At 65.8% G+C, this 22,686-nt stretch carries 18 protein-coding genes and 1 riboswitch; of the genes, 10 read left to right on the top strand and 8 right to left on the bottom strand.

Annotated elements, in window-relative coordinates; translation table 11 throughout:
• Positions 1 to 11 precede the first annotated feature (11 nt).
• Together FPY90_RS18150 and FPY90_RS18145 are read right to left on the bottom strand one after the other, a co-directional pair.
• A complete protein-coding gene (locus FPY90_RS18150; protein WP_498682579.1) occupies positions 12 to 938 on the bottom strand; it encodes a methylenetetrahydrofolate reductase in 927 nt (308 codons plus the stop codon).
• A gap of 105 nt (positions 939 to 1,043) precedes the next feature.
• Positions 1,044 to 1,161, bottom strand: a riboswitch (SAM riboswitch).
• Between the two features lie 431 nt (positions 1,162 to 1,592).
• Positions 1,593 to 2,429 carry a helix-turn-helix transcriptional regulator gene (locus FPY90_RS18145; RefSeq protein ID WP_498682578.1) on the bottom strand — a complete coding sequence of 279 codons (837 nt, stop codon included), beginning with the start codon at positions 2,427 to 2,429 and terminating at the stop codon, positions 1,593 to 1,595.
• Between the two features lie 77 nt (positions 2,430 to 2,506).
• Here FPY90_RS18145 and ilvD point away from each other — a divergent pair, with 77 nt between their 5' ends.
• The 4 genes from ilvD to FPY90_RS18125 all read left to right on the top strand — a co-directional run bounded on the left by ilvD (position 2,507) and on the right by FPY90_RS18125 (position 8,555).
• Entirely contained in the window at positions 2,507 to 4,375 is a 1,869-nt protein-coding gene (ilvD, locus tag FPY90_RS18140; RefSeq protein ID WP_498682577.1) for a dihydroxy-acid dehydratase, read from the top strand.
• A gap of 161 nt (positions 4,376 to 4,536) precedes the next feature.
• Positions 4,537 to 5,040, top strand: coding sequence for a hypothetical protein (locus FPY90_RS18135; protein ID WP_498682576.1), 504 nt, complete (start codon positions 4,537 to 4,539; stop codon positions 5,038 to 5,040).
• A 146-nt stretch (positions 5,041 to 5,186) separates the two neighbouring features.
• Entirely contained in the window at positions 5,187 to 6,719 is a 1,533-nt protein-coding gene (locus FPY90_RS18130; RefSeq protein ID WP_498682575.1) for a deoxyguanosinetriphosphate triphosphohydrolase family protein, read from the top strand.
• Between the two features lie 543 nt (positions 6,720 to 7,262).
• Positions 7,263 to 8,555, top strand: a complete 1,293-nt coding sequence (locus FPY90_RS18125) for a glycosyltransferase (protein ID WP_498682573.1) — start codon at positions 7,263 to 7,265, stop codon at positions 8,553 to 8,555.
• 374 nt (positions 8,556 to 8,929) lie between these two features.
• Here the strand turns inward: FPY90_RS18125 and FPY90_RS18120 are convergent, their stop codons facing one another.
• Both FPY90_RS18120 and FPY90_RS18115 read right to left on the bottom strand, forming a co-directional pair.
• On the bottom strand, positions 8,930 to 11,152 hold the full coding sequence (locus tag FPY90_RS18120; RefSeq protein WP_498682571.1) for an NADP-dependent isocitrate dehydrogenase: 2,223 nt from the start codon (positions 11,150 to 11,152) through the stop codon (positions 8,930 to 8,932).
• A 221-nt stretch (positions 11,153 to 11,373) separates the two neighbouring features.
• Positions 11,374 to 11,958: a TetR/AcrR family transcriptional regulator gene (locus FPY90_RS18115; protein ID WP_498682569.1), complete on the bottom strand. Its 585-nt coding sequence runs from the start codon at positions 11,956 to 11,958 to the stop codon at positions 11,374 to 11,376.
• A gap of 155 nt (positions 11,959 to 12,113) precedes the next feature.
• On the opposite strand from FPY90_RS18115, the gene FPY90_RS18110 reads away from it, so the two are divergent.
• The 3 genes from FPY90_RS18110 to FPY90_RS18100 all read left to right on the top strand — a co-directional run bounded on the left by FPY90_RS18110 (position 12,114) and on the right by FPY90_RS18100 (position 14,844).
• Entirely contained in the window at positions 12,114 to 13,574 is a 1,461-nt protein-coding gene (locus FPY90_RS18110) for an MDR family MFS transporter (RefSeq protein WP_498682567.1), read from the top strand.
• Between the two features lie 135 nt (positions 13,575 to 13,709).
• Positions 13,710 to 14,105 (top strand): VOC family protein, encoded by a 396-nt coding sequence (locus tag FPY90_RS18105; RefSeq protein ID WP_071215963.1) that lies wholly within the window; start codon positions 13,710 to 13,712, stop codon positions 14,103 to 14,105.
• Between the two features lie 295 nt (positions 14,106 to 14,400).
• Positions 14,401 to 14,844: a YdeI/OmpD-associated family protein gene (locus tag FPY90_RS18100; protein WP_071215964.1), complete on the top strand. Its 444-nt coding sequence runs from the start codon at positions 14,401 to 14,403 to the stop codon at positions 14,842 to 14,844.
• 583 nt (positions 14,845 to 15,427) lie between these two features.
• Here the strand turns inward: FPY90_RS18100 and purH are convergent.
• Together purH and FPY90_RS18090 are read right to left on the bottom strand one after the other, a co-directional pair.
• Positions 15,428 to 17,095 (bottom strand): bifunctional phosphoribosylaminoimidazolecarboxamide formyltransferase/IMP cyclohydrolase, encoded by a 1,668-nt coding sequence (purH, locus tag FPY90_RS18095; protein ID WP_071215965.1) that lies wholly within the window; start codon positions 17,093 to 17,095, stop codon positions 15,428 to 15,430.
• A gap of 90 nt (positions 17,096 to 17,185) precedes the next feature.
• Positions 17,186 to 17,734, bottom strand: coding sequence for a COG4315 family predicted lipoprotein (locus FPY90_RS18090; protein ID WP_498682565.1), 549 nt, complete (start codon positions 17,732 to 17,734; stop codon positions 17,186 to 17,188).
• A 244-nt stretch (positions 17,735 to 17,978) separates the two neighbouring features.
• On the opposite strand from FPY90_RS18090, the gene FPY90_RS18085 reads away from it, so the two are divergent.
• Positions 17,979 to 18,482: a sigma-70 family RNA polymerase sigma factor gene (locus FPY90_RS18085; protein WP_498682563.1), complete on the top strand. Its 504-nt coding sequence runs from the start codon at positions 17,979 to 17,981 to the stop codon at positions 18,480 to 18,482.
• Positions 18,479 to 19,147 carry an anti-sigma factor gene (locus tag FPY90_RS18080; protein WP_498682562.1) on the top strand — a complete coding sequence of 223 codons (669 nt, stop codon included), beginning with the start codon at positions 18,479 to 18,481 and terminating at the stop codon, positions 19,145 to 19,147. Before FPY90_RS18085 ends, FPY90_RS18080 begins: the two co-directional genes overlap by 4 nt.
• On the opposite strand, the gene FPY90_RS18075 is transcribed toward FPY90_RS18080, so the two are convergent.
• On the bottom strand, positions 19,144 to 19,890 hold the full coding sequence (locus FPY90_RS18075; protein ID WP_498682560.1) for a hypothetical protein: 747 nt from the start codon (positions 19,888 to 19,890) through the stop codon (positions 19,144 to 19,146). The two genes, FPY90_RS18080 and FPY90_RS18075, sit on opposite strands and share 4 nt — an antisense overlap.
• A 267-nt stretch (positions 19,891 to 20,157) precedes the next feature.
• Between FPY90_RS18075 and FPY90_RS18070 the strand changes: the two genes are divergently transcribed.
• Entirely contained in the window at positions 20,158 to 21,507 is a 1,350-nt protein-coding gene (locus tag FPY90_RS18070; RefSeq protein ID WP_071215970.1) for an MFS transporter, read from the top strand.
• 28 nt (positions 21,508 to 21,535) lie between these two features.
• On the opposite strand, the gene FPY90_RS18065 is transcribed toward FPY90_RS18070, so the two are convergent.
• Positions 21,536 to 22,453 carry an N-acetylglucosamine kinase gene (locus tag FPY90_RS18065; RefSeq protein WP_498682558.1) on the bottom strand — a complete coding sequence of 306 codons (918 nt, stop codon included), beginning with the start codon at positions 22,451 to 22,453 and terminating at the stop codon, positions 21,536 to 21,538.
• Between the last annotated feature and the right edge of the window lie 233 nt (positions 22,454 to 22,686).

Here is a 22,686-nt window from a genome sequence, read left to right as displayed (position 1 = left end):
GACGGTGCCGGTCAGACCGCTGCGCGGGTGGCCCAGGCGTTGGTGAGGGTGGCGCGGGTCCGTGGCAGTTCGAGCTGCTCGATCACGTCGAGGGAGCCGCGGTGGTCGTTGAAGGTGTAGAGGTGCACGCCCGGTGCCCCGTCGTCGAAGGCCCTGCGGGCCAGGTTGACGGCGGCGTCCACGCCGATGCGGTGGCGTTCGGCCTCCGAGCTTGCGGTTTCCAGGGCGTGGGCCAGGATCGGATCCGGGGCAATCCCCGTCATCGACGCCAGCCGGTTCAGGCGCCGCAGCGAGTTCAGCGGGATGACCCCGGGGATCACTGGGATGGTGACCCCGGCCCGGCGGGCGGACTCCACGAGGTGTGTGTATTCCGCGGGCTGGAAGTACACCTGGGTGATGGCGTAGTTGGCCCCGGAGCGTTCCTTGGCCAGCAGCACCTCCACGTCATGCTCGAAGGACGGGGATTCGGGGTGCCGGATGGGGTAGGCGGCAACGCCCACGCCCAGCCGCCCGCCGGCCAGTGCTGCCGAGTGCTCGGCTTCCACCTCCCGGATCAGTTCGATCAGGTATCGGGCGAAGGGGAACTCCCCGCGCCAGTCCTGCGGATCGGTGGACAGGTCCCCGCGCAGTGCCAGCACCCCGCGGACCCCGAGGGAGATGAAGTGGCGAATCAGGTTCTGCAGCGATTCGCGGCTCTCCCCCACACAGGTCAGGTGCGCCAGCGGACGCAGCCGGGTGTTTTGGATGAGGTGCTCGATCAGTTCCAGGGACGCGTTGCGGCGGGCAGGGGACCCCGAGTAGGTCACCGACACGTAGTCGGGATCCGTGGACTCCAGTGCGGAGATGGTGTTGAAAACACCCTCGGAGGCATCGCGGTTCACTGGCGGGTACAGCTCGTAGGACAGTGACGGCGGTGCTGTTGTCGGTGCAATGCTCATTGAAATTACTCCTCGTCGACACGAGGGAGGCATCAAGGCTCGCCACAAAAGCCCCAGGCACCCGTCACGGGTTTCCTGCGGCGATGTGAGTGAACGCTGAAAGCGGCTCCATCGCTTCTGGCCTTAGCACCCTCGCGATCGGATTCCCCGGAAGGGGAATTCCATCGGGCGATGGTTGCTGCGGCGTCAACGAGCCAGATCTCTCAGCCGCTCTTGATGGTTGATGTATCCATCTTGGGCCTGCCGAAACCACGGATGCAAGGGCCCTGCCGGCCAGGCTGTCACGAACGGTTAAAGCACTTCACATGACCCCGCAGCGTCATTTACGCCCGCCGTGGGGGTCACATTGTTACGGGAGGAAATTCGACTACTTCCCTTGAATTGCAAGGATTTTTGCATCGGGCATGACGACCGGGTAGTTTCCGTGAAGCTTCCGTGACGTCCCGCGGCACTGCCAGCGGGAGCAGTGCCGGGGGCCGCAGGCGATGGCAAGCGGCGGCCGGGTTACCGCATTCGGGCTATGAGGCAGCCGCGGGCGGGGTTCCTTTCCCGGGCGCGGCGGGACCCCTGGATGGGCAGGAGGGGGTGCGTGCGGAACGACTCGGGCGCCGTGGCCGGCAACCCGGTCCGCGCCTTGGTTCGGCCCGGGCGGCGTCAGGCGGTTTCGTCCACCAGGAGCTTGCGCATCTTTTCCCCTGTCGGGGTTCCGGGCACCGGCACGTATATCACCAGGTGCAGCTCCGGGGCGTCGGAGGGCACCAGCCGGTGCTGCTCAAAGACCAGCTCGCCGGCCGCCGGGTGCAGGAACACGCGCTGCCGGGAGGCAAAGCGCTCCACGCCGCGGTCGGCCCAGAGCTTGGCGAATTGTTCGCTGGCTTCTCCCAGTCGCTTCAGCAGTGTTGTGTGGGCGGCCGATCCCAGGCGGGCACCGGCCTCGGCACGGAACTCGGCGACAAAGTGCCGCGAGGTTTCTTCCCAGTCGGGCAGCATCTGGCGCAGGTGCGGATCGGTGAAAATCAGCCAGAGCAGGTTCCGGTCCTCCGGGCCCACCGCGCCGATGCGCGTGTAGAGGCCCGCGTAGGCGCGGTTCCAGCCGGCGATGCCCCAGTCCGGGGCGACGGCGAACGCCGGGAAGTCAAAGGCGTCGAGCAGCCGCTGCAGGTGGTCCGGTGCCTGCTCGATCGCCATGACCTCGGTGGCGGGGACGGGCGTGTATCCGCCCAGGGCCAGCAGGTACGCCGTTTCGGCCGAGGTCAGGGTGAGCACGCGGGCGATGGATTCGAGCACCTGGCGGGAGGCGTTGATGTCCCGCCCCTGTTCGAGCCAGGTGTACCAGGTGACGCTGACCGCGGCGAAGGCGGCGATCTCCTCCCGGCGCAGGCCCAGCGTGCGGTTGCGCCCGATCGGCGGCAGCCCCAGTTCCGCGCGGACAAGGTTGCCGCGCCTGTCGCGCAGGAACTGCCCCAGCTCCCGCCTGCGTTCTTCGTTCATTCGTCTAAATCTATCACTGCCACTACTAGTATTAGGAGCGTCTTCCGCCGCGTGGACGGTGCTGGTTGACTTGGATCATGCCTGAATTACGTTCACGAACAGTCACCCATGGCCGCAACATGGTCGGAGCACGCGCGCTGCTCCGCGCCGCCGGCGTCAAGGGCTCCGACTTCGGTAAGCCGATCATTGCCGTCGCCAACAGCTTCACCGAATTCGTCCCCGGCCACACCCACCTCCAGCCGGTGGGCCGCATCGTCTCCGACGCGATCATCGAGGCCGGCGGAATCCCGCGCGAGTTCAACACCATCGCCGTGGACGACGGGATCGCCATGGGCCACAGCGGCATGCTGTACTCGCTGCCCAGCCGCGACCTGATCGCCGACTCCGTCGAGTACATGGTCAACGCGCACTGCGCCGACGCCCTGATCTGCATCTCCAACTGCGACAAGATCACCCCGGGCATGATGATGGCCGCCATGCGCCTGAACATCCCCACCGTGTTTGTTTCCGGCGGCCCGATGGAGGGCGGCACCGCGGTGCTGGTGGACGGCACCGTGCGCAAGCGGCTGAACCTGATCTCCGCCATCGCCGACGCCGTGAACGATGCGGTCTCCGACGAGGAACTGCTGAACATCGAGGAAAACGCCTGCCCCACCTGCGGTTCGTGCTCGGGCATGTTCACCGCCAACTCGATGAACTGCCTCACCGAGGCCCTGGGCCTGTCGCTGCCGGGCAACGGCACCACGCTGGCCACGCACACCGCCCGCAAGGAGCTGTACGAGGACGCCGGCCGCGCCATCGTGGACATCACCAAGTCCCACTACTTCGACGACGACGCCTCCGTGCTGCCGCGCGCCATCGCCAACCGCGCCGCGTTCGAGAACGCCATGACCATGGACATTGCCATGGGTGGCTCCTCCAACACCATCCTGCACCTTTTGGCCACGGCCCAGGAGGCCGAGCTGGACTTCACGTTGGACGACATCGACGAGATCTCCCGCCGCACCCCCTGCCTGACCAAGGTCGCCCCCAACGGCGACTACCTGGTCGAGGACGTCCACCGCGCCGGCGGCATCCCGGCGATCCTGGGCGAGCTGGACCGCGGCGGCAGGCTGCGCCACGACGTGCGTTCCATCCACAGCACCGATTTGCGCTCGTGGCTCGATGACTGGGACATCCGCGGCGGCAAGGCCACCGAGACGGCCATCGAACTCTTCCATGCGGCCCCCGGCTGCGTGCGCTCCGCCGAGGCGTTCTCCCAGTCCGAGCGCTGGGACACCCTGGACGTGGATGCGAAGAACGGCTGCATCCACTCGATGGAACACGCCCACTCCGTGGAGGGCGGCCTGGCTGTGCTGCGCGGAAACATCTCCTTGGACGGCTGTGTGGTCAAGACCGCCGGGGTTGACGAATCGATCTTCACGTTCTCCGGGCCCGCGGTGGTCTTCGAATCCCAGGACGACGCGGTCACCGCGATCCTGAGCAAGGAGATCGTTCCAGGAGATGTCGTGGTGATCCGCTACGAGGGTCCGCGCGGCGGGCCGGGCATGCAGGAAATGCTCTACCCCACCTCCTTCCTCAAGGGCCTGGGCCTGGGCGCGAAGTGCGCGCTGATCACCGACGGGCGCTTCTCCGGCGGCACCTCCGGGCTGTCGATCGGGCATATCTCCCCCGAGGCCGCCGCCGGCGGCGCCATCGCACTGGTGGAGAACGGGGACACCATTTCCATCGACATCCCGTCGCGTTCCATCACCCTGGAGGTCAGCGAGGACGAGCTGGCCCGCCGCCGCGAGGTCTTGGAAGCCAGCATTGGCTACCAGCCGCGCGACCGCGACCGCGTGGTTTCCCCGGCGCTGCGTGCCTACGCGGCCTTCGCCCAGTCCGCGGACAAGGGTGCGGTGCGTTACGTACCGGAGATCTCGGTTCCGCTGCCCGCGCGGGTCTAAAGACAACCGCGTCCGCGTGGTTCATTCGATCCAATAGCGGGTGCCCATCCACAAGGGATGGGCACCCACTATTGTTTTCCCCATGATGACGCCGGGTGCGGGATCGGGTGCCTGGCGCCCCAAAGCGTGGGACTAGCCTGAAAAGATTGAAGCCACATCCGATGGACGACACGTTTGGGGGCACACCCATGGATTTCAAGGTTCCGTTGCTGATCCTTCAGGCAGTGCACCACCTGCACCGGCAGGGATTCGGTTCACTGCGCATCCACCCCGGGATGAACGCTTCGGGCACAGCTTGGCGTATCACGGTCTTCAATGCCTTTGAAAACCCACAGGCCGATTCCGGTGAGTGGTTCGATCCGGAACCCGAAGATGAGGCAGACTGCTTGAGGTACTCAAGTGCCGGGTGGTACGAGTTCGCCGAAACAGAGGTCGATGACGATACCGCCGTGGAAAAGGTTGCTTTGCTGATCCTGGCACATCTTCCCGCACCCAGGGCAACGGGTTCCGATACCCGGTACGTGCGCTGGTACGACTCCTTGATGGACCGTGTCCATTGCATGGACGACCTGCCCGTGGCCTACGCCGACTACATGGACCCAGACCAGGGCTGGGAAATTGGCTGGGGAAGCGGCAGGTACCACCCGGCTCCCCCGCTGGGCTGAGGCACGCGTCCTTCCCCGGTCCGGAAACCCTGAAGACAACGGCCGGGGGCGGCAGACGCCATTGGTCCTGGGCACCGTGTCTTCCGACGTGTTTGCCGTGGTGCTGCGTGCCGCCCGGCCCGGCGCGAACTAGGCTGGAGCCCACCATGGATTACAGGAACACGACACACCTCAGCGGCGGACGGGACCGGGACATCGGCGAGGAATCGCGGCCCGGCGAAGACGAATTCCGCGTCGACATCGAACGCATCCGATTCTCCCCCTATTTCTCCCGGCTCTCGGCAGTCACCCAGGTCATCCCGCAGGCCGGCGCCGGCACCGTGGTGCACAACCGGCTCACCCACTCGTTGAAGGTCTCCGCCGTGGCCCGCTCCATCGCCATAGGCCTGCGCAACGCCGACGAACCCACGCAAAGGCTTGTGGAGGAACTCGGTGGTTGCGACCCGGTCGTGGTGCAGGCCGCCGCGGCGGCCCACGACCTGGGCCACCCGCCCTTCGGGCACCTGGGCGAACAGGAACTGGACCGGGCCGCCCGCCAGATCCTCGGGCTCCCCGATGGCTTCGAGGGCAACGCCCAGTCCTTCCGCATCCTCACCGCGCTGGACAGCTGCGACGCTTCCGCACGCGGGCTGAACCTGACCCGGGCCGTGCGGGCCGCGGTGCTGAAGTACCCGTGGACCCGCAACGAGTGGCGTTCCCTGCCGTCCCGTCCCCCGGAACTGCTGCCGCGCGGCGTGGGCCCCGGCGGCGGCCGCCCGGCGGTGAAGTACTCGGCCTACGACATCGAGGCGGCCGAGATGCGCGACGTGCTCTCGGTCTTCGGGCAGATCGCCGACCACCAGCAGACCCTGGAATGCTCGGTCATGGACATCGCCGACGACATCGCCTATGCGGTGCACGACCTGGACGACTTCTACCGTGCCGGGGTGCTGCAGTATTCCCTGGTGTCCTCCGAACTGCGGCGCTGGCTCGATTCCGGGCCCGCGCTGTCCGCGCTGGATGCGCGCGACCTTGACCTGCGCATCCCCGGCCACGGGCTGGAGCGCACCTGGCGCAAGGTCGCGGCCAAGGACCCGTGGATCGCCAACGCCGAGGCCTTCCGCGCCTCGGTTCAGCGGGTGGACCACGACCTGGTCGAAGGGTTGCTGGCGCTGCCCTACGACGGCGGCCTTGATGCCGACCGTGCCGTCACCGCCTTCACCCGGCGCTGGATCAACCGGCTCCAGGCCTCCATCGCGGTGGAGAAGGACCCGGTGGTCCGCAGCGGGCACGTGCGGCTGGCCGACGAGGCCTGGCACGACGTGGTGGTGCTCAAGTTCGTGCACGAGCGCTTCGTGCTCGAGCGTTCCGACCTGGCCCTGTACCAGCGCGGGCAGACCCGCATCATCAGGTCACTGGCCGAGGGGCTCGCCGCCTGGCTGGATGACCCGCAGGATGCCGCCCGGGCCCCGCGCCGGCTGCTGGACTCCGTTGAGGCCGCAACCGGCGAGTACCGGCGGCTGCATGCCGAGTCCCCCAGGCTTTTTGCCGAGGCCTCGCGCGGGGAGATCGAGCGGCTTGGCCGGGCCCGTGCCATTGTCGACTACATTGCCTCTTTCACCGACGCGCAGGCGGCCTCCGTCAATGCCCTGCTCACCGGGACCTCCGAGGGCATCTGGGAAGTCGGACGCGGGCTGTGACCGGCTTTCATGCAGGACACGCACTCTCCATATGGTTTTTGGAGGCCCTCCGTGCCTTGATTCCGGGTGGGCTTTCACCACTGACAGGGTGCAGGCAGATTCGAATGCCTACCTGCCGTGGCGCAACGGTGCTGTGAACGTCCCACCAGCGATCCAAGCATATGGATCTGGGTCCGGACCACACCATCGGCGTGGTCGAGCTTGACGAGGACTGGCTCGAGCAGTGCAATCCGACGGCTGTTGGGTAGGACAAACGCCCTGATCCCAAGCGTATTTGTCGCATCCCACAAGTACCCTGATCCCATGACTTGCAACGGCCATTCTGCCGGCACAACCAAGCACAACCCCCATGCCCGGCTGGCTGGGTTGGTCGCGCTTTCCTTGTCGCTTCAATACCGCGCTTTCCGCGGAGAGCCATGACGAACTGCCAGGTTCAACACGACGCCTTGTGACGCTGTAACCCCCGGCGTATTATCAGGCCAACACCATTGCAGCCTTCCCTATTGGGGGTCGGTGGCAGGTGTGATGGGTAGGGGTGCGAACGTGAAGATCCTGTTGGCGAGCCAAGCGATTGCCGGGCATTTCAATCCCATGACCGGAATCGCCATGCGTTTGAAGGACTCCGGGCATGACGTTGCCTTTTACACGGGGAGCGTTTTCGCAGGGAAACTGGCTGGGTTCGGCATTCGTCATTTTCCCTTCGTCCGGGCGATCGAACACACCGCGGACAATCTCAACGAGCTGTATCCGCAGCGCGCAAAGCTCAAGGGGCCCATGGCGATCCGCTTTGATGGTGAACGGATCTTCGCCAGCAACGTGACCAACTTTTTTGAGGACATTCGCGAGCTCCATTCCGATTCTGCATTCGATGCACTCGTCATGGACTCGTCCATGTTCATCCAGCGCCTCGTTTCGGTCTTGATCGGCAAACCGGTGGTCAGCTTCGTGCCCATATGCAACATGGAAAGCGACCCATGGGTGCCGCCATTGTTCTTTGGTTTCCTGCCGGCGCGCACCCTGCCGCAAAAGGTGCTGCAGGCTGGCGCCCGAATAGTGATCCAACAAGTGGTGGCCAAGCCCGCACGAGACAGTTACGCTAAGCAGCTCGAACTCTTCGGTCTCCACGCCGACACTAGTAGGCCTTTAACCGATGAGCCATACCTGTGGTCCGACGCCGTGATCCAAACAGGTACCGCATCGCTCGACTATCCGCGCAGCAAAGTCAATCCCAAAGTCGATTACGTAGGTGCCCTGCTTCCCTACCGGCGTGCCACGGCGGAGGCTGGGATCAAGCAGCTGGGCCGCTACGCCCGGACGGTGGTGGTTACCCAGGGGACCGTGGACAACAAGGATCCCAACAAGCTCATCATCCCGGCCATCGAAGCGCTCAAGGACCGGGACATGCTGGTGGTAGTGGCCACCGGCGGGGCTGGCACGGACGATCTCCGAAAACGGTACGCCGGGCCAAACGTAGTGGTGGAAGACTTCGTCGACTTTGAAGCGGTCTTCCCGTCCACCGACGTATTCATCACCAACGGCGGTTTCGGTGGCGTGCTGCTGAGCCTCGCCCATGGGGTGCCCGTGGTTTCCGCTGGCATCAACGAAGGCAAGAACGACGTCAATGCGAGGGTTGAGCATGCCGGGGTCGGGATAAACCTCCGGACCGAGTCGCCGGTCGCGGACGCCGTCGAAAAAGCGGTCGACACCATCCTGGCCGATCCAGGCTGGCGCGAGCGGGCACAGGCCATATGCCGCGAATTTGAGGCAACGGACGGCTGCGCCGCCGCCGCGGCCATCATCGAAAGGACCGTCAGGGACGCTGCCGCACCAAGCTGAGCCTTCACAGGCGTCTCCCTACGTGTATTCCCCACGAAGGTTCGGTATACGGGATGGCACTTTCCAGGACTTCGGTCGGGAATTGGGTGCGGCAGGTGATCCCGACTGTGAAGACCTTGTCCGTTGACAAATGAGTCTTCTGAACTTCTCCGGGGTAAAACGGCATGCGCCGGGAAGCAATTCTACCGGCTTGTTCGCCGTGGTGCTCTTTCCGGAGCCAAACGCCCCGTTGAGCCAAATGATCCTTGCCGTGGCACGACTACGCCCTGAGACTTCCCAGGCATGTGCGCACAAAACGCCGACGGCGGGCCGCGTGCTTCCCCGGAAAGGGAAAAGCAGGCGACCCGCCGTCAGGCGTTGAGTCAGGCGTGGAACTACTTCTTGAGCAGTTCCAGCGCGGTGTTCAGCGTGGCGCTCGGGCGCATGATGGCTGCGACCTTTTCCTCGACCGGGCGGTAGTAGCCGCCCAGGTCGACCGGGGTGCCCTGCACGGCTGCAAGCTCGGCCACGATGGCTTCCTCGTTGCCGCCCAGTGCCTCGGAGACGGCCGTGAAGTCCGCCGCCAGCTCGGCGTCCTTGGTCTGCGCGGCCAGTTCCTCGGCCCAGTACTTGGCCAGGTAGAAGTGGCTGCCGCGGTTGTCGAGCTCGCCGACCTTGCGCTTGGGCGACTTGTTCTCCAGCAGGAAGGTGCCGGTTGCGGCATCCAGGGTGTCTGCCAGGATCTGCGCGCGAGCGTTGTCCGAGGTGTTGGCCAGGTGCTCGAAGGAGACGGCCAGGGCCAGGAACTCGCCCAGGGAATCCCAGCGCAGGTGGTTTTCACTCACCAGCTGCGAGACATGCTTCGGGGCGGAGCCACCGGCACCGGTTTCGAAGAGCCCGCCACCGGCGATCAGCGGCACGATGGAAAGCATCTTGGCGCTGGTGCCCAGTTCGAGGATCGGGAACAGGTCGGTGAGGTAGTCGCGCAGCACGTTGCCGGAGACCGAGATGGTGTCCTCGCCGCGGCGGATGCGCTCGATGGTGTACTGGGTCGCGGCCTCGGGCGAGAGGATCTCGATGACCAGGCCCTCGATGTCGTGGTCCTTGAGGTACTCGTTGACCTTGGAGATCAGCACGGCGTCGTGCGCGCGGGTCTCGTCCAGCCAGAACACGGCGGGGGTCTGTGAGGCGCGGGCGCGGTTGACGGCCAGCTTGACCCAGTCGCGCACCGGCACGTCCTTGGTCTGGCAGGCGCGCCAGATGTCGCCCGGGAAGACCTGGTGCTCGATGAGCACGCCGCCGGTGGCATCCAGGACCTGGACGTGGCCGGAGGCCTTGATTTCGAAGGTCTTGTCGTGGGAGCCGTATTCCTCGGCTGCCTGGGCCATCAACCCGACGTTCGGGACGGTGCCCATGGTGGTCGGGTCGTAGGCGCCGTTGGCGCGGCAGTCGTCGATGACGACCTGGTAGATGCCCGAGTAGGAGGAGTCCGGCAGGACTGCCAGGGTGTCGCGTTCCTTGCCCTCTGCGTCCCACATGTGGCCCGAGGAGCGGATCATGGCGGGCATGGAGGCATCCACGATGACGTCCGAGGGGACGTGCAGGTTGGTGATGCCCTTGTCGGAGTCGACCATGGCGATGGCCGGGCCGTCTTCGAAGCCCTTGGCGATCAGTGCCTCGACACCGGCGCGCACGTCGTCGGAGAGCTCGTCGAGCCCGCCGAGGATGGCTGCCAGGCCGTTGTTTGCGTTCAGGCCGGCGGCCTCGAGCTGCTCGCCGTAGGTCTCGAAGAGCTCGGAGAAGTAGGCCTTGACGACGTGGCCGAAGATGATCGGGTCCGAGACCTTCATCATGGTGGCCTTCAGGTGTGCGGAGAAGAGCACGTCCTCGGCCTTGGCGCGGGCAATGGCTTCCTTGAGGAAGGCGTTCAGCGAGGCGGCGTGCATCACGGTGCCGTCGATGATTTCGTCCTTGAGGACCGGCAGTGCCTTCTTCAGGACCTTGACTTCGCCGTCTTCGCCGACGAAGCGGATGGACAGGGTCTGGTCCTTGTCGATGACCACGGACTTCTCGTTGGCACGGAAGTCGTCTTCGGCCATGGTGGCGACGTTGGTCTTGGAGTCCGCGGTCCAGGCACCCATGGAGTGCGGGTTCTTGCGGGCGTAGTTCTTCACGCTCAACGGTGCGCGGCGGTCCGAGTTGCCTTCGCGCAGGACCGGGTTCACTGCCGAACCCTTGATCTTGTCGTAGCGGGCGCGGATGTCGGTTTCCTCGTCGGAAGACGGGTTGTCCGGGTAGTCCGGCAGGGCGTAGCCGGCGGCCTGCAGTTCCGCGATGGCCGCCTTGAGCTGCGGGATGGAGGCGGAGATGTTCGGCAACTTGATGATGTTCGCATCCGGGCTCTTGGCCAGTGCGCCGAGCTCTGCCAGGGCGTCGGGAATCTGCTGCTCGGCGGTGAGGTAGTCGCCGAAGACGGAAATGATGCGGCCGGCCAGCGAGATGTCGCGGGTCTCGATCTCTACACCCGCGGTCGAGGCATAGGCTTCGACAATCGGCAGGAACGAGTGGGTTGCCAGCATCGGAGCTTCGTCGGTGTGGGTATAAATAATCTTGGCCATAGGTGAGGCGTCTCCCTGAACGGTCTTATCGGATACGTGTGGTCCGAACTGATCTCAACGTCCCCAACTTACCCGACTTTCCGCCCGTAAACACTTTTTGTGGCAAGGATCCCGTCACCTTGCGGGACCGTTTCGCCGCGCATTGGCGGGGCAATCGGGGCTTCCGCACTCGGGACGAGTTAAGTTAACCCGTCATAACTGAATGGTCCGAGCCGCCCACCTCAGCCTTCGTGAAACAACTTCCCCAATTCGCAAATGGTTTTCTCGAAGAGTTCCACCGGGTCGGAATCCACGCCGTCGACTTCGTTCCGCGCAAAGCTTTGCCAGGCGACCCGCCAGGCGGCCGTGACCACCTCGGCCACCAGCAGCGCCTGGATCGATTCCAGCTGCCCCCGCCCGACGAGCGCGGCACTCAGCGCCTCAACCAGTATCCGCTCTTGCCGCACGACCACCCTCGTCATCGCCGGCTCCTGCACCATCAGGCGGGAGATCCTCCGGAAATCGCTCTGCTCGACCTCCTGCGCGAACAGGTCCCGACACACGGCCAGCAGATCCCCCAGGATTCCGGAGGAAGTTGAATGGGCGCTTTCGCTGCCCACCAGGGTGTCGATCAGGCTCTGCTGGCCGGGCATGAGCGCATGCTCCTTGGACGCGTAGTAGCGGAAAACCGTGCGCTCGGAAATTCCTACGCGTGCGGCGATGTCGCCGATCGTCGTGGCGTCAAGGCCCTGCTTCTCCACCAGGTCCAGCGTGGCTCCCTGGATCTCTCGGCGCATCCGTGCGCGGCGTTCTTCGCGGATCCCCACAGTTCGTCCCACTCCTTGACGCGGCGGCGCCCCGGCGCGTTCCGGGGCTTGAAAAAGTATATCTTGTGTCACACTCTGACAACTTTAGCTTATCAAATGTGTCACACCGTGACATGATTTGGTTTGTTCACTTTTCACAGAAGAAGGTATTTTCGATGGCCCAGACCGCAGAAGACACGATGCCGCCGCCCCCGACCACGTCGCGACAGGCCCCGCCCACGTTGCCCACCAGGCAGCTCACCGGCATCATCGGGGCCCTGGCCCTGGCCGCCTTCCTGATGATCCTGAACGAAACGGTGCTCAGCGTCGCCCTGCCGGCCATCATGGCGGACTTGTCCGTCTCCGCGGCCGCCGGGCAGTGGCTGACCACCGGGTTCCTGCTGACCATGTCCGTGGTCATCCCCACCACCGGGTTCCTGCTGCAGCGTTTCAGCACGCGGGCACTGTTCATCTTCGCATTGTCCAGCTTCGTCGTCGGCACGGCCATCGCCATCGTTGCCCCGACCTTCGCGGTGCTGCTGGTGGCCCGCATCATCCAGGCCGTCGGCACCGCCATCGTGCTGCCGCTGCTGATGACCACCACCTTGCAGCTGGTCCCCGTGCACAAGCGCGGGGCCGTCATGGGGCTGAACTCGATCGTGATCTCCGTGGGCCCGGCCGTGGGACCCACCGTTTCAGGCGCCATAGTCAACTCCTTCAGCTGGCACTACATCTTCATCCTGATGGCCCCGCTGGCCGTGGTCATCCTGGTGCTGGGCATCGTTTTCATCAAGCTCCCCTCGACGGCCCGCAAGCTCCCGGTCGATGTCTTCTCCGTCGTGCTTTCCGCCTTCGCCTTCGGACTGCTGGTCTACGGCATCTCCACCCTTGAGCATGCCGCCGAGAACCCGGTGCTGGCCATCGCCTGCTTCGCCTTCGGCCTGCTGTCCCTGGCCCTGTTCATCAAGCGCCAGGTCCGCCTCACCCGCGACGGCAAGGAATTGCTGAACCTGACCCCGTTCAGGTCCCGCAGCTTCACCTTGTCCGTGCTGCTGATCATGATCGCCTTCGGCACGCTGCTGGGCACCATCGTGATGCTGCCGATCATCCTCGAATCCGGCGCGGGCATCGGCACGCTGGCCATCGGCATGATGCTGCTGCCCGGCGGCCTGGCCCAGGCCGTTGTCGCGCCGATCTTCGGGCGCATCTACGACCGCTTCGGGCCCCGCCCGGTCGTGATTCCGGGTGCGGCCATGCTCGCACTTGGCCAGTGGCTCTACGTCGGCGTGGATTCGGACACGGCCCTGTGGGTGTTCATGGTCAACCACATCATCTTCTCCATCGGGCTGGCGCTGCTGATGACCGGGTTGATGTCCTCGGCCATGGCCAGCCTCGAGCCCCGCCTGTACGGCCACGGCTCGGCCATCTTCAACACCGGCCAGCAGCTCGGCGGCGCCATCGGCACCACCGTCTTCATCACCGTCATGTCATTGCTCTCCACGGCTCGGCTTGAAGCGGGGTCCGACCTGGCCCACGCGCTGTTCTCCGGCGCCCACGTCGCCTTCATCGTCGGTGCCGTCCTGGCCACCATCGGCCTGGCCGTTTCGTTCTTCGTCGCGGTGGACAAGCGGCGCTGACGCGCTCCCCTGCCAGGGACCGGGCCCCGGGCGGATCAGTGGCTCGGGGCCCTCGCCTGCCGGAGGGCGATGCGGGCCCGCACCCATCGCAGCCGGTGGATGCCTGCCACCGAGCCGCGTCGGTACAGTGGTGGCATGACACTGACACCGTTCTTGATGTTCACGGGCCAGGCCGAAGAGGCCATGAACTTTTACGTCTCGGCCTTCCCCGACGCCGAAATCCTCGACATGGACCGCTATGGACCGGAGGAACCAGACCGCGAAGGCACGGTCAAAACGGCAAGCTTCCGGATTGCCGACCAGACACTGCTGTGCATCGACAGCCCGGACGTTCACGCCTTTGGGTTCACTCCGTCGGTGTCGTTCTTCTTCGACTGCCCCGACGAAGCTTCCTTGGATGCACTGTTTGACCGGCTCTCCGACCAGGGCCAGGTCTTGATGCCGCCTGGCGAGTATCCTTTCGCCCAGCGATACGCATGGGTGAGCGACCGTTTTGGTGTTTCCTGGCAGCTGAGTGCCACCGACAAGTAAATGAGTGCACCGCCTGGCTACTGCACGGAGCCAGGCGGTCCATTCTTGGGGCTGATGGCCTCCCGGGCAATTTTGGCGATTTTCAAACCCCCTTGGCAGGCGCGTGCAGCAGTGCTCTTGCTGCCCCGAACCTGGCCGCGGTTTCCCGGCGGACGGGGTTCATTGCACTGCCAGGGGCCCCGCTGGCCCTCCGCGTCGATGCCCTGTGGACTTGCCGATATTGTGTCCCGGAGCCATCAGCTGCTTCACGCACACCGCGCTAGCATGGTCAGCATCCCCTATTGGAGGAGCAACCATGGTCAACTTCCGAACAACGCTGTGGGCCGCCGGCGGCAACAACGTCGGCATCATCGTGCCCGAGGACATTGTGCTCGGCTTCGGCCGAGGGAAGCGCGTTCCCGTGGTCGTCACCATTGATGGCAATTACTCGTACCGAAACACCATCGCATCGATGGGCGGCCAATTCCTGATCTCGTTCAACGCCGAGACCCGGTCCGCCACGGGCAAGGGCGCGGGCGATGAAATCGAGGTCGGGCTCGAAGTTGACGACGCCCCGCGAACCGTCGAAATCCCCACCGAACTGGCAGGGCTGTTCGCCTCAAACCCGGCGGCGTCGAAGGCCTGGTCCGCCCTCTCCTACAGCCAACAGCGCGCCCACGAGCAGTCTGTCCAAAGCGCCAAGAGCGACGAAACCCGAATGCGGCGAATCCAGAAGATCATGTCGGCACTGGAATCCTGATACCGCGACGTGCCCGATCTTGCGGCGCAGGGGTCCAGCCATGGCCGACGCTCAAGAGGCCGCCGAGCGCCGATGCGGTCCACAGGATGCTTCCGCTCGGACCGGCACCTCGCAGATTGATCTTCCGGTCCGGCTGGCCAGCCTATCCACCGACCGGAAGCACCACCGGTAGCCTGGCAGCGCATCGGTCCATCGGTTGGCCCCGCGATCGGCAGGGGGCGGCTGGCAGGCCGCATTCCCGGCCCGCAGTTTCAGGAACCCACGTCCCCAGAGACATCGCGGCAGAACCTGCCGCCTATGCCATGGCCGGCTGCGCCCCGGCGGGTGTCATGCGCATCTAGTGATTCGTCGGCGCGAGTGCGTGCCTTGGCCGATGGAACTTTGGATGTTTTTCCCGCACGGGGTTCAACCCGGTATGTGCACCGCCGGTTGCCCCTGGCGTGAAGATCCAGTCCGGCCTCCCCCAGCCCCCGGGGGGCGGCGCCGCAACCCTGGCCGCATGGCAACGGCGGTTAAAACCGAAGGCTGCCGCCGGCGATCCCCCGGTGCGGGAGGTCGCCGGCGGCAGCCGGACCACTGGTTCCTAGTGGAAGAAGTGGCGTGCACCGGTGAAGTACATGGTGATGCCGGCTGCGTTGGCAGCGGCAATGACTTCCTCGTCGCGGACCGAGCCGCCGGGCTGGACCACGGCGCGCACACCGGCGTCCAGCAGGATCTGCAGGCCGTCGGCAAACGGGAAGAACGCATCCGAGGCGGCAACCGCGCCGCGGGCGCGCTCCGCCGAGGTGCCTTCGGCACCGGAGGCCCCGCCCGCGGCATCCACGGTTGATTCGACCGTGACGCCCAGGGTGTTGGCGCGCTCGACCGCGAGCTTGCAGGAATCCACGCGGTTGACCTGGCCCATGCCGATGCCCACGGCCGCGCCGTTGTTGGCCAGCAGGATGGCGTTGGACTTCGCGGCACGCACCGCGGTCCAGGCGAAGGCCAGGTCCGCGAGGGTCTTCTCGTCGGCGGCCGCACCGGCGGCCAGGGTCCAGTTCGCCGGGTTGTCGCCGTCGGCGTCGACCTTGTCGCTCATCTGGACCAGCACGCCGCCGGAGACCTGGCGGATTTCGCTCGGGTAGCGGCCGTAGCCCTCGGGCAGGGCCAGCAGGCGGATGTTCTTCTTGGCCGCGAGAATGGCCACGGCTTCGGCCTCGAAGGCCGGGGCGATGACGACCTCGGTGAAGATGTCCTTGACGGCGTTGGCCATGGCCACGGTCACGGTGCGGTTGGCTGCGATGACGCCGCCGAAGGCCGAGAGCGGGTCCGTGGCGTGTGCCTTGGCGTGTGCGTCGGCGATCGGGTCCACGGCATCCGGGGAGGCCACGGCGACGCCGCACGGGTTGGCGTGCTTGATCACGGCGACGGCCGGGGCGTCGAAGTCGAAGGCTGCGCGCAGCGCGGCGTCGGCGTCGACGTAGTTGTTGTAGCTCATGGCCTTGCCGTGCAGCTGGTCGGCCTGGGCAATGCCGGCCGGGGCGGCCTTGTCCACGTAGAGGGCAGCCTGCTGGTGCGGGTTTTCACCGTAGCGCAGCACCTCGGAGCGTTCCAGGGCCAGGCCGGTGTACGCGGGCCAGTCGATGACGCCGTCGCCGTCCTCGTCCAGGAACTGTGAGGCGGTCCAGGAAGCGACGGCCGTGTCGTAGGCCGCGGTGTGCGCGAAGGCCTTGGCCGCCAGGCGCTGGCGGGACTTCAGGTCGAAGCCGCCGGAGGCGGCCGCGGCGATGACCTCGCCGTAGGAGGCCGGATCCACCACGATGGACACCGCGGCGTGGTTCTTGGCCGCCGAGCGGACCATGGCCGGTCCACCGATGTCGATCTGCTCGACCACGGCGTCGTTCTCGGCGCCGGAGCGCACGGTCTCGACGAACGGGTAGAGGTTCACCACGACGAGGTCGAAGGCCTCGATCTGCATGTCCTCAAGGGTCTTCATGTGGGCCGGGACGCGGCGGTCGGCCAGGATGCCGCCGTGCACGCGCGGGTGCAGGGTCTTGACGCGGCCGTCAAGCATTTCCGGGGAACCGGTGACTTCCTCGACCTCGGAGACCGGGATGCCCGCGGCGGCGATGCGCTTGGCGGTGGAACCGGTGGAGACCAGGGCGACGCCGGCTGCGTGCAGGCCCGCGGCCAGTTCCTCCAGTCCGCTCTTGTCATAGACGGAAATCAGGGCCCGGCGAATCGGGACGAGATCAAGGACGGTCTGGCTCACAAAAGTCTCCCAGGGTGCGGAATTGAGGGGGTGCACTGCCCATCTTATCCCGCACCGTTGGGAGCGGCCTTCTTCCGTGTGCTGCGTGAACTATTTGATCATTTCCCCCGCAGGCGATGCCACGTACCAGACGTCCTTGACGCCCTGCCCCTTGACATCCCCGGGCTTGGAGTCCGCGGCGTAGTAATACAGCGGCATCCCGTTGAGCGTGAGCTGCTTGGCGCCGTCGGGGCTCGTGATTGTCCCGACCTTGCCGGTCACCCCTTCCACCGTGGGGGTGGCGTTGGTGGTGGTGGCGATCGGCCATGCGGCCAGGCACTCGCCGGTGCAGGCACTGGTGGTGGTGTCCTTGGCGTCCTTGGTGAAGTAGTACAGCGTCATGCCCTTGGAGTCGACAACGATGTTTCCGAGGGAAGTGGATGCGGTCTTCAGGTCCGTGGTTGCCGCGGCCGGGCTCGAGGCGGTGGCGCTGGGTGCCGGAGCCCCATACCCGTTTCCCCCTGCGGAGGAGCTGGCCGCGGAGGTTGCGGCGGGACTCTGGGCCGGGGTGGTGCTGTTGCCGCAGCCGGCCAGCAGCAAGGCGGCACCCAGGAGCACCGCGGCGGTGGAAGCGAATTTCGGGTGGTTGTTCCGGATCATGATGCAATTCCTAACACTTGGGGCGGGACTTGGGCCCCGGTGATCTTCGGGACCAGGGATCCCCCGGGGCACCAAGCCGGTGCATCCGGGAGACCTCTCACCGGCTAAGACGTACGAAAGCGCAAGGTGGTTCATGGTGTTGCAGGTTTTTTTGCGCATACTTGGAGGGTGTTTGAACCTTTTGCCGTCCCGATGCGTCTGAATGGGTGAACCCATGTTCCCGAGAAGACCCAATGGAGCCCATGTGCCGCTAGATGCGCAAGTGGTGTCGGATATCTACCGCGATCACGGAGATGCCCTGCGCCGCTTCGTGCTGCGCGTGGCCTCCGACCGCGACGAGGCCGACGACGTGGTGCAGGAAACCGTGCTCAAGGTGTGGAAGGCTGCACCGGAGTTGACCGGTTCGCTGCGCAGTTACCTGTTTGCCACGGCCCGCAACGTGATCATCGACCGACACCGCCGCGCCGCGGCACGGATTTCGGCCACCGGACTCGGCGAGCTGGACCCGGAGGCCGCCGGGGCATTCGCGGGCATGGAAGCGGTCCTGGACAAGATCCTCATGGAAGAGGCCCTGATGCGTTTGACCCTCGAGCACCGGCAGGTGGTGGTCCACCTGCACTATCTGGGTTCCACGGTGGCGCAAACGGCCACCAGCCTGGGGATCCCCCAGGGAACGGTGAAATCACGGGCGTACTATGCGATGCGGTCCCTGCGGGGGATCCTGGCGGAAATGGGGGTGGAACAGTGAACGAACACCTGGACCTGGGTGCCTATGTGCTGGGTGGGCTGGACCCCGAGGAAGCCCGGAACTTCGAGGCACACCTCGAAGCATGCGCCCAGTGCCGCAGGGAGCTTGCCTCCTATGCCCCGGTGACGACGCGCCTGGGTGCCTTGGACCCACAGGCCGCCCGGGCAATGCTTGAGGCCGAGCCGGCAGCGCCGGTGGCCGAGCCCGGGATTCAGCTGCTGGACCGGCTGCGGGCCAGGCGCCGGACGCGCCGGGCCGCATGGGGGTCTGCGGCGGTCCTCGCGGTTGCCGCGTCCGTGGCCGGAGGGGTGTTCCTTGCACCGGTGCTGAACCCTGCCCCGCCACCCGATGCCAGCTACCAGGTCGTTTCGGCCGCCGGGCCGCGCGTGGACGTGGGATTGAATGCCAAGGCGTGGGGCACCGAGGTGCAGTTCAGCGCCACCGACCTGCCCACCAACGGGACGCTGTCGTTGTGGGTCATCGATAGCTCCGGCCAGGTCGACCGGGCAGGATCCTGGAACGCGACCAAGACGGGTACGGCCCGCCTGAGCGGAGCCGTACCCACGCAGATGGGGCACATCTCGGTGATCCAGCTGCGCGACGTGGATTCAAGGATCCTCGCGCAGCTCAATGTTCCGGAGGGGCCTGCGCAGCTGCCGAGCTAAATCGCCAGTTCCGGGAAATGCTTGGCCAGCTGTGCCTCGGTGAGGCACCTGCGCAGCAGGGCATCGCCGTGGTCGTCATCCGAGAGGTAGACGACCATGTCCTTGTTGCGTCCCTTGGCCAGGGTGTTGCGCAACGACTCGGTGACGCGGATGAGCATTTCGTAGTACAGGCGGTTGGTCTTTTCCCACCCGTGGTCCTTGGCGACGTTGGTCAGCGCCTGGCTCCACAGCTCGGTGGCCGACTCGTCGAAGAGCTCGATGGGGCTCCACTGCCAATCGGCGGGGTTCCACTTGGATGAGTAGTAGCCCTGCTCGGCGCCGGAGGCCAAGGCGTCGAATTCCTTCAGGACCGCGTCGATGTCTTCATCGTCGTCGTCCTCGTCGGTGGCTTCGCCCTCGTCGTCGTCATCGTCCGAGTTGCTGTTGTTGTCGTCGCGATTCAGGTCCCTGTCGGACCCGTCGTCGTCGGCGTCGGCACGTTCCTCGAAGTATTCTTCCTCGTCCTCGTCGTCGAAGTCCTCTTCGTCGTTTTCCTCGTCGTCGCCGGCGAGGGAACGGGTCAGGGCTTGTTCGGAGTTCAGGGCCAGCACGGGCAAATCGATGTGGTCGGTTTCGTCCGCGCTCACCCCGTCAAGGGCAACGGCATAGAACATTTCGTCCGGGTGACGGTCAATTATTTCTTCCGCCTGGCGAAGAGCCGACACCCGTATCGCCTCTTCGAGAGCGGTCCAATCTACTCCCATAACCAGAGCCTACCCCGGGTTGCCCCGCACCGGAACAGCCCCGGCACATGGGGCTTCGGCGGATGCGCCGGGGCCGGAATGATGCCGGTCGGCGCAACACAAAGCCACAAAAAGTCAAGGCCTATTCTGTGGTTTTCCATTCCAGCGCGTAGCGTTGTTCCCGGCAGGCTCCGAAGGACTTCCTCCGCCCTGCCGCTTTGCCTCCATGTTGTCCTGGCTGTACCCCCGTCCTGCGTCGGTCCGCACCTTTCCGAAGGCCAATTCCTGATGAACAATTTCCTGAAGCTTCCCACCGGCGAATCGGTCGTCCAGAACCTTCCGTGGAAGTGGGGTGTGCAGGGAAGGATCTTCATCATTGGCGGGCTGGGCTTCATGTTCGACGCCTGGGATGTCACGCTCAACGGCGCCCTGATCCCCTTGGTCGCCGCCGAATGGGGCCTGGACCGGACCACCGCCGCGCTGCTGGGCACCGGCAACCTGGTGGGCATGGCCCTTGGCGCGTTCCTCTGGGGAACCATTGCCGACAAGATCGGGCGCAAGAAGGCCTTCACCTGGACACTGCTGATCTTCTCCATCTTCACCGTCGCCGGGGCCCTGGCCCCGGGCTTCGGCTGGTTTGTGGCCTGCCGCTTCATTGCCGGGGTGGGCCTGGGCGGGTGCATCCCGGTGGATTACGCGCTGGTCGGCGAGTTCACCCCGGCCAGGCAACGCGGCCGGGTGCTCACCGCGATGGATGGCTGGTGGCCCGTCGGCGCCGCGCTGTCATTCTTCGTTTCCGGCTGGGTCCAGGCGACCACGGGAAACTGGCGGCTGATCCTGGTGGTCATGGTGCTGCCGGCGCTGCTGGTGTTCTGGGTGCGGCGCAGCGTCCCGGAGTCCCCGCTCTACCTGGTCCGCAAGGGCCAGCGCGATGCCGCGGCCAAGGTCATCGACGACCTGGTGGCGCGCACCGGAGCCACCGCGGCGCCCTACACGCTGCCCGAGCCCCAGTCCGTCCCGCGCCTGTCCGCTGGGTCCTGGCTGGAGCAGCTGGTGAAGATCTGGCGCTTCAGCCCGCGGATCACCATGGTCTCCTGGTCGCTGTTCCTGACCATCCTGCTGGTCTACTACCTGGCCTTGACGTGGATGCCGTCCATCCTGGCCGACACCGGCATGGTCCAGTCCACGGCGTTCTTCATGACCTCGGTGATGGCGCTGATGGGATTGATCGGCGTGGGCATCGCGGCGCTGCTGGTCGAGCGGGTCGGGCGCAAGTGGCTGCTGGGCATCACCGGCCCGCTGTCCGCGATCATCCTGGTGATGGTCGCGGTGACCATCAACGCGCCCACCCTCGCGCTGATCTGGCTGCTGGTCTTCGGCGTGGTCGTGCAGATCGCCGTGCCGGTGCTCTACACCTACGTCTCCGAGCTGTACCCGACCGAACTGCGCGGATCCGGCTTTGGCTGGGCATCCTCGTTCAGCCGGCTGGGTGCCGGGTTCGGGCCGCTGGCCTTTGCCGCCTTGTGGCCCGTGGTGGGCCTGGGCAACCTGTTCCTGGTGGCCGGGGCCCTGGTGCTGGGCGCTGTCATCCTGATGGCGTTCTTCGCTCCCGAGACCAAGGGCCGCGCCCTGCAATAGGTCTTGCCAGGGTCTGGATCGGCGCAGCCTAGGCGGATTTTGCGGGCAAGGGAGTGTGGTCGGAGATGAACTTGGTCCCTTCCACCGGGTCGAGATCCAGGAAGCGGATCTCGACAAGTCCCAAGTCTCCCAGTGCCTGGCGCAGCATCTCCTGGTAGACGGGCTGGTGCATGCCCAGGCCGCCGCCGATGATGACCGGCCCTTGGGTTTCCAGCAGTGCGGAGAGGTCCGAGAGCATTTGGCACACATGCTCGACCGCCTCGCCAACGATCACGGCGCTGTCCGGGTCCCCGGCCGCGAGGGCCTCGAAGACCAGCAGGGACTGCTGGGCCCAGTAGCGGCGGTCGGTGTCACCGTGGAAGAGCGCAATCAGCTCGTCCGGGGAGGAAACCTTGTTGGCCGCGAGCACGCGCCGGCCCAGCTCGCCCGGGGCCAGTCCACGGTTGAACTCGCGCAGCGTGTGACGCACCGCCTCGCGTCCCATCCAGTAGCCGCTGGCCTCGTCCCCCAGCAGGTAGCCCCAGCCACCGGCCCGGCCTTCCTTGCCTTCGGCGTTAACGCCCCAGACCGCCGAACCGGTCCCCAGGATCACCGCCAAGCCGGTGGAGGCGTGGCCCGCGGCCAGGACCAGCCGGGTGTCGTGGACCACGAGGATCTCGGCATCCGGGGCGTGGACGGCGATCATGGAACGCAGGAGCTCGGCGTCCGCCTCGGTATCGATGCCGCCTGCACCAGCCACGACCCGGTCGATATGCCCGGCCCCGAGTGCGGCGAACACCTCGGCAATGTTGGCCTTGGCGGTCTCCACACTGACGTTCTGCACGTTGGCGCTTCCGCTCTTGGCCTCGGCAAGCCGTGTCCCACCGCTCCAGGCCATGGCGTGCGTTTTGGTTCCGCCGATGTCCAGGCCCACCAAGGCCAGCGGTTTCTGCCGGGTGCTACTCATGAATGTTCCTTCTCGTGGGTGATGCCCGTGCCTCGCCGGGGTGATGGTCCTTGCCCATTTTCCCCCGGATGCCTGGTGCCCGAGCCGTTCACGGACAGGCTGAACGGCGGCATGTCCGCGGCTCCCCGCCAGCCACGGTCGGTTCGGCGGGCCTTGCGGCAACGACCGTCGCTTGCGGGTGCAAGCCCTGAATCATGATGGCATCGTATCCGCCATTGCCTGCCCTTGCCCGT

The organism is Arthrobacter sp. C2 (assembly GCA_024207135.1).
Taxonomy (GTDB): domain Bacteria; phylum Actinomycetota; class Actinomycetes; order Actinomycetales; family Micrococcaceae; genus Paeniglutamicibacter.
This window is presented reverse-complemented; position numbering and strand designations above follow the sequence as displayed.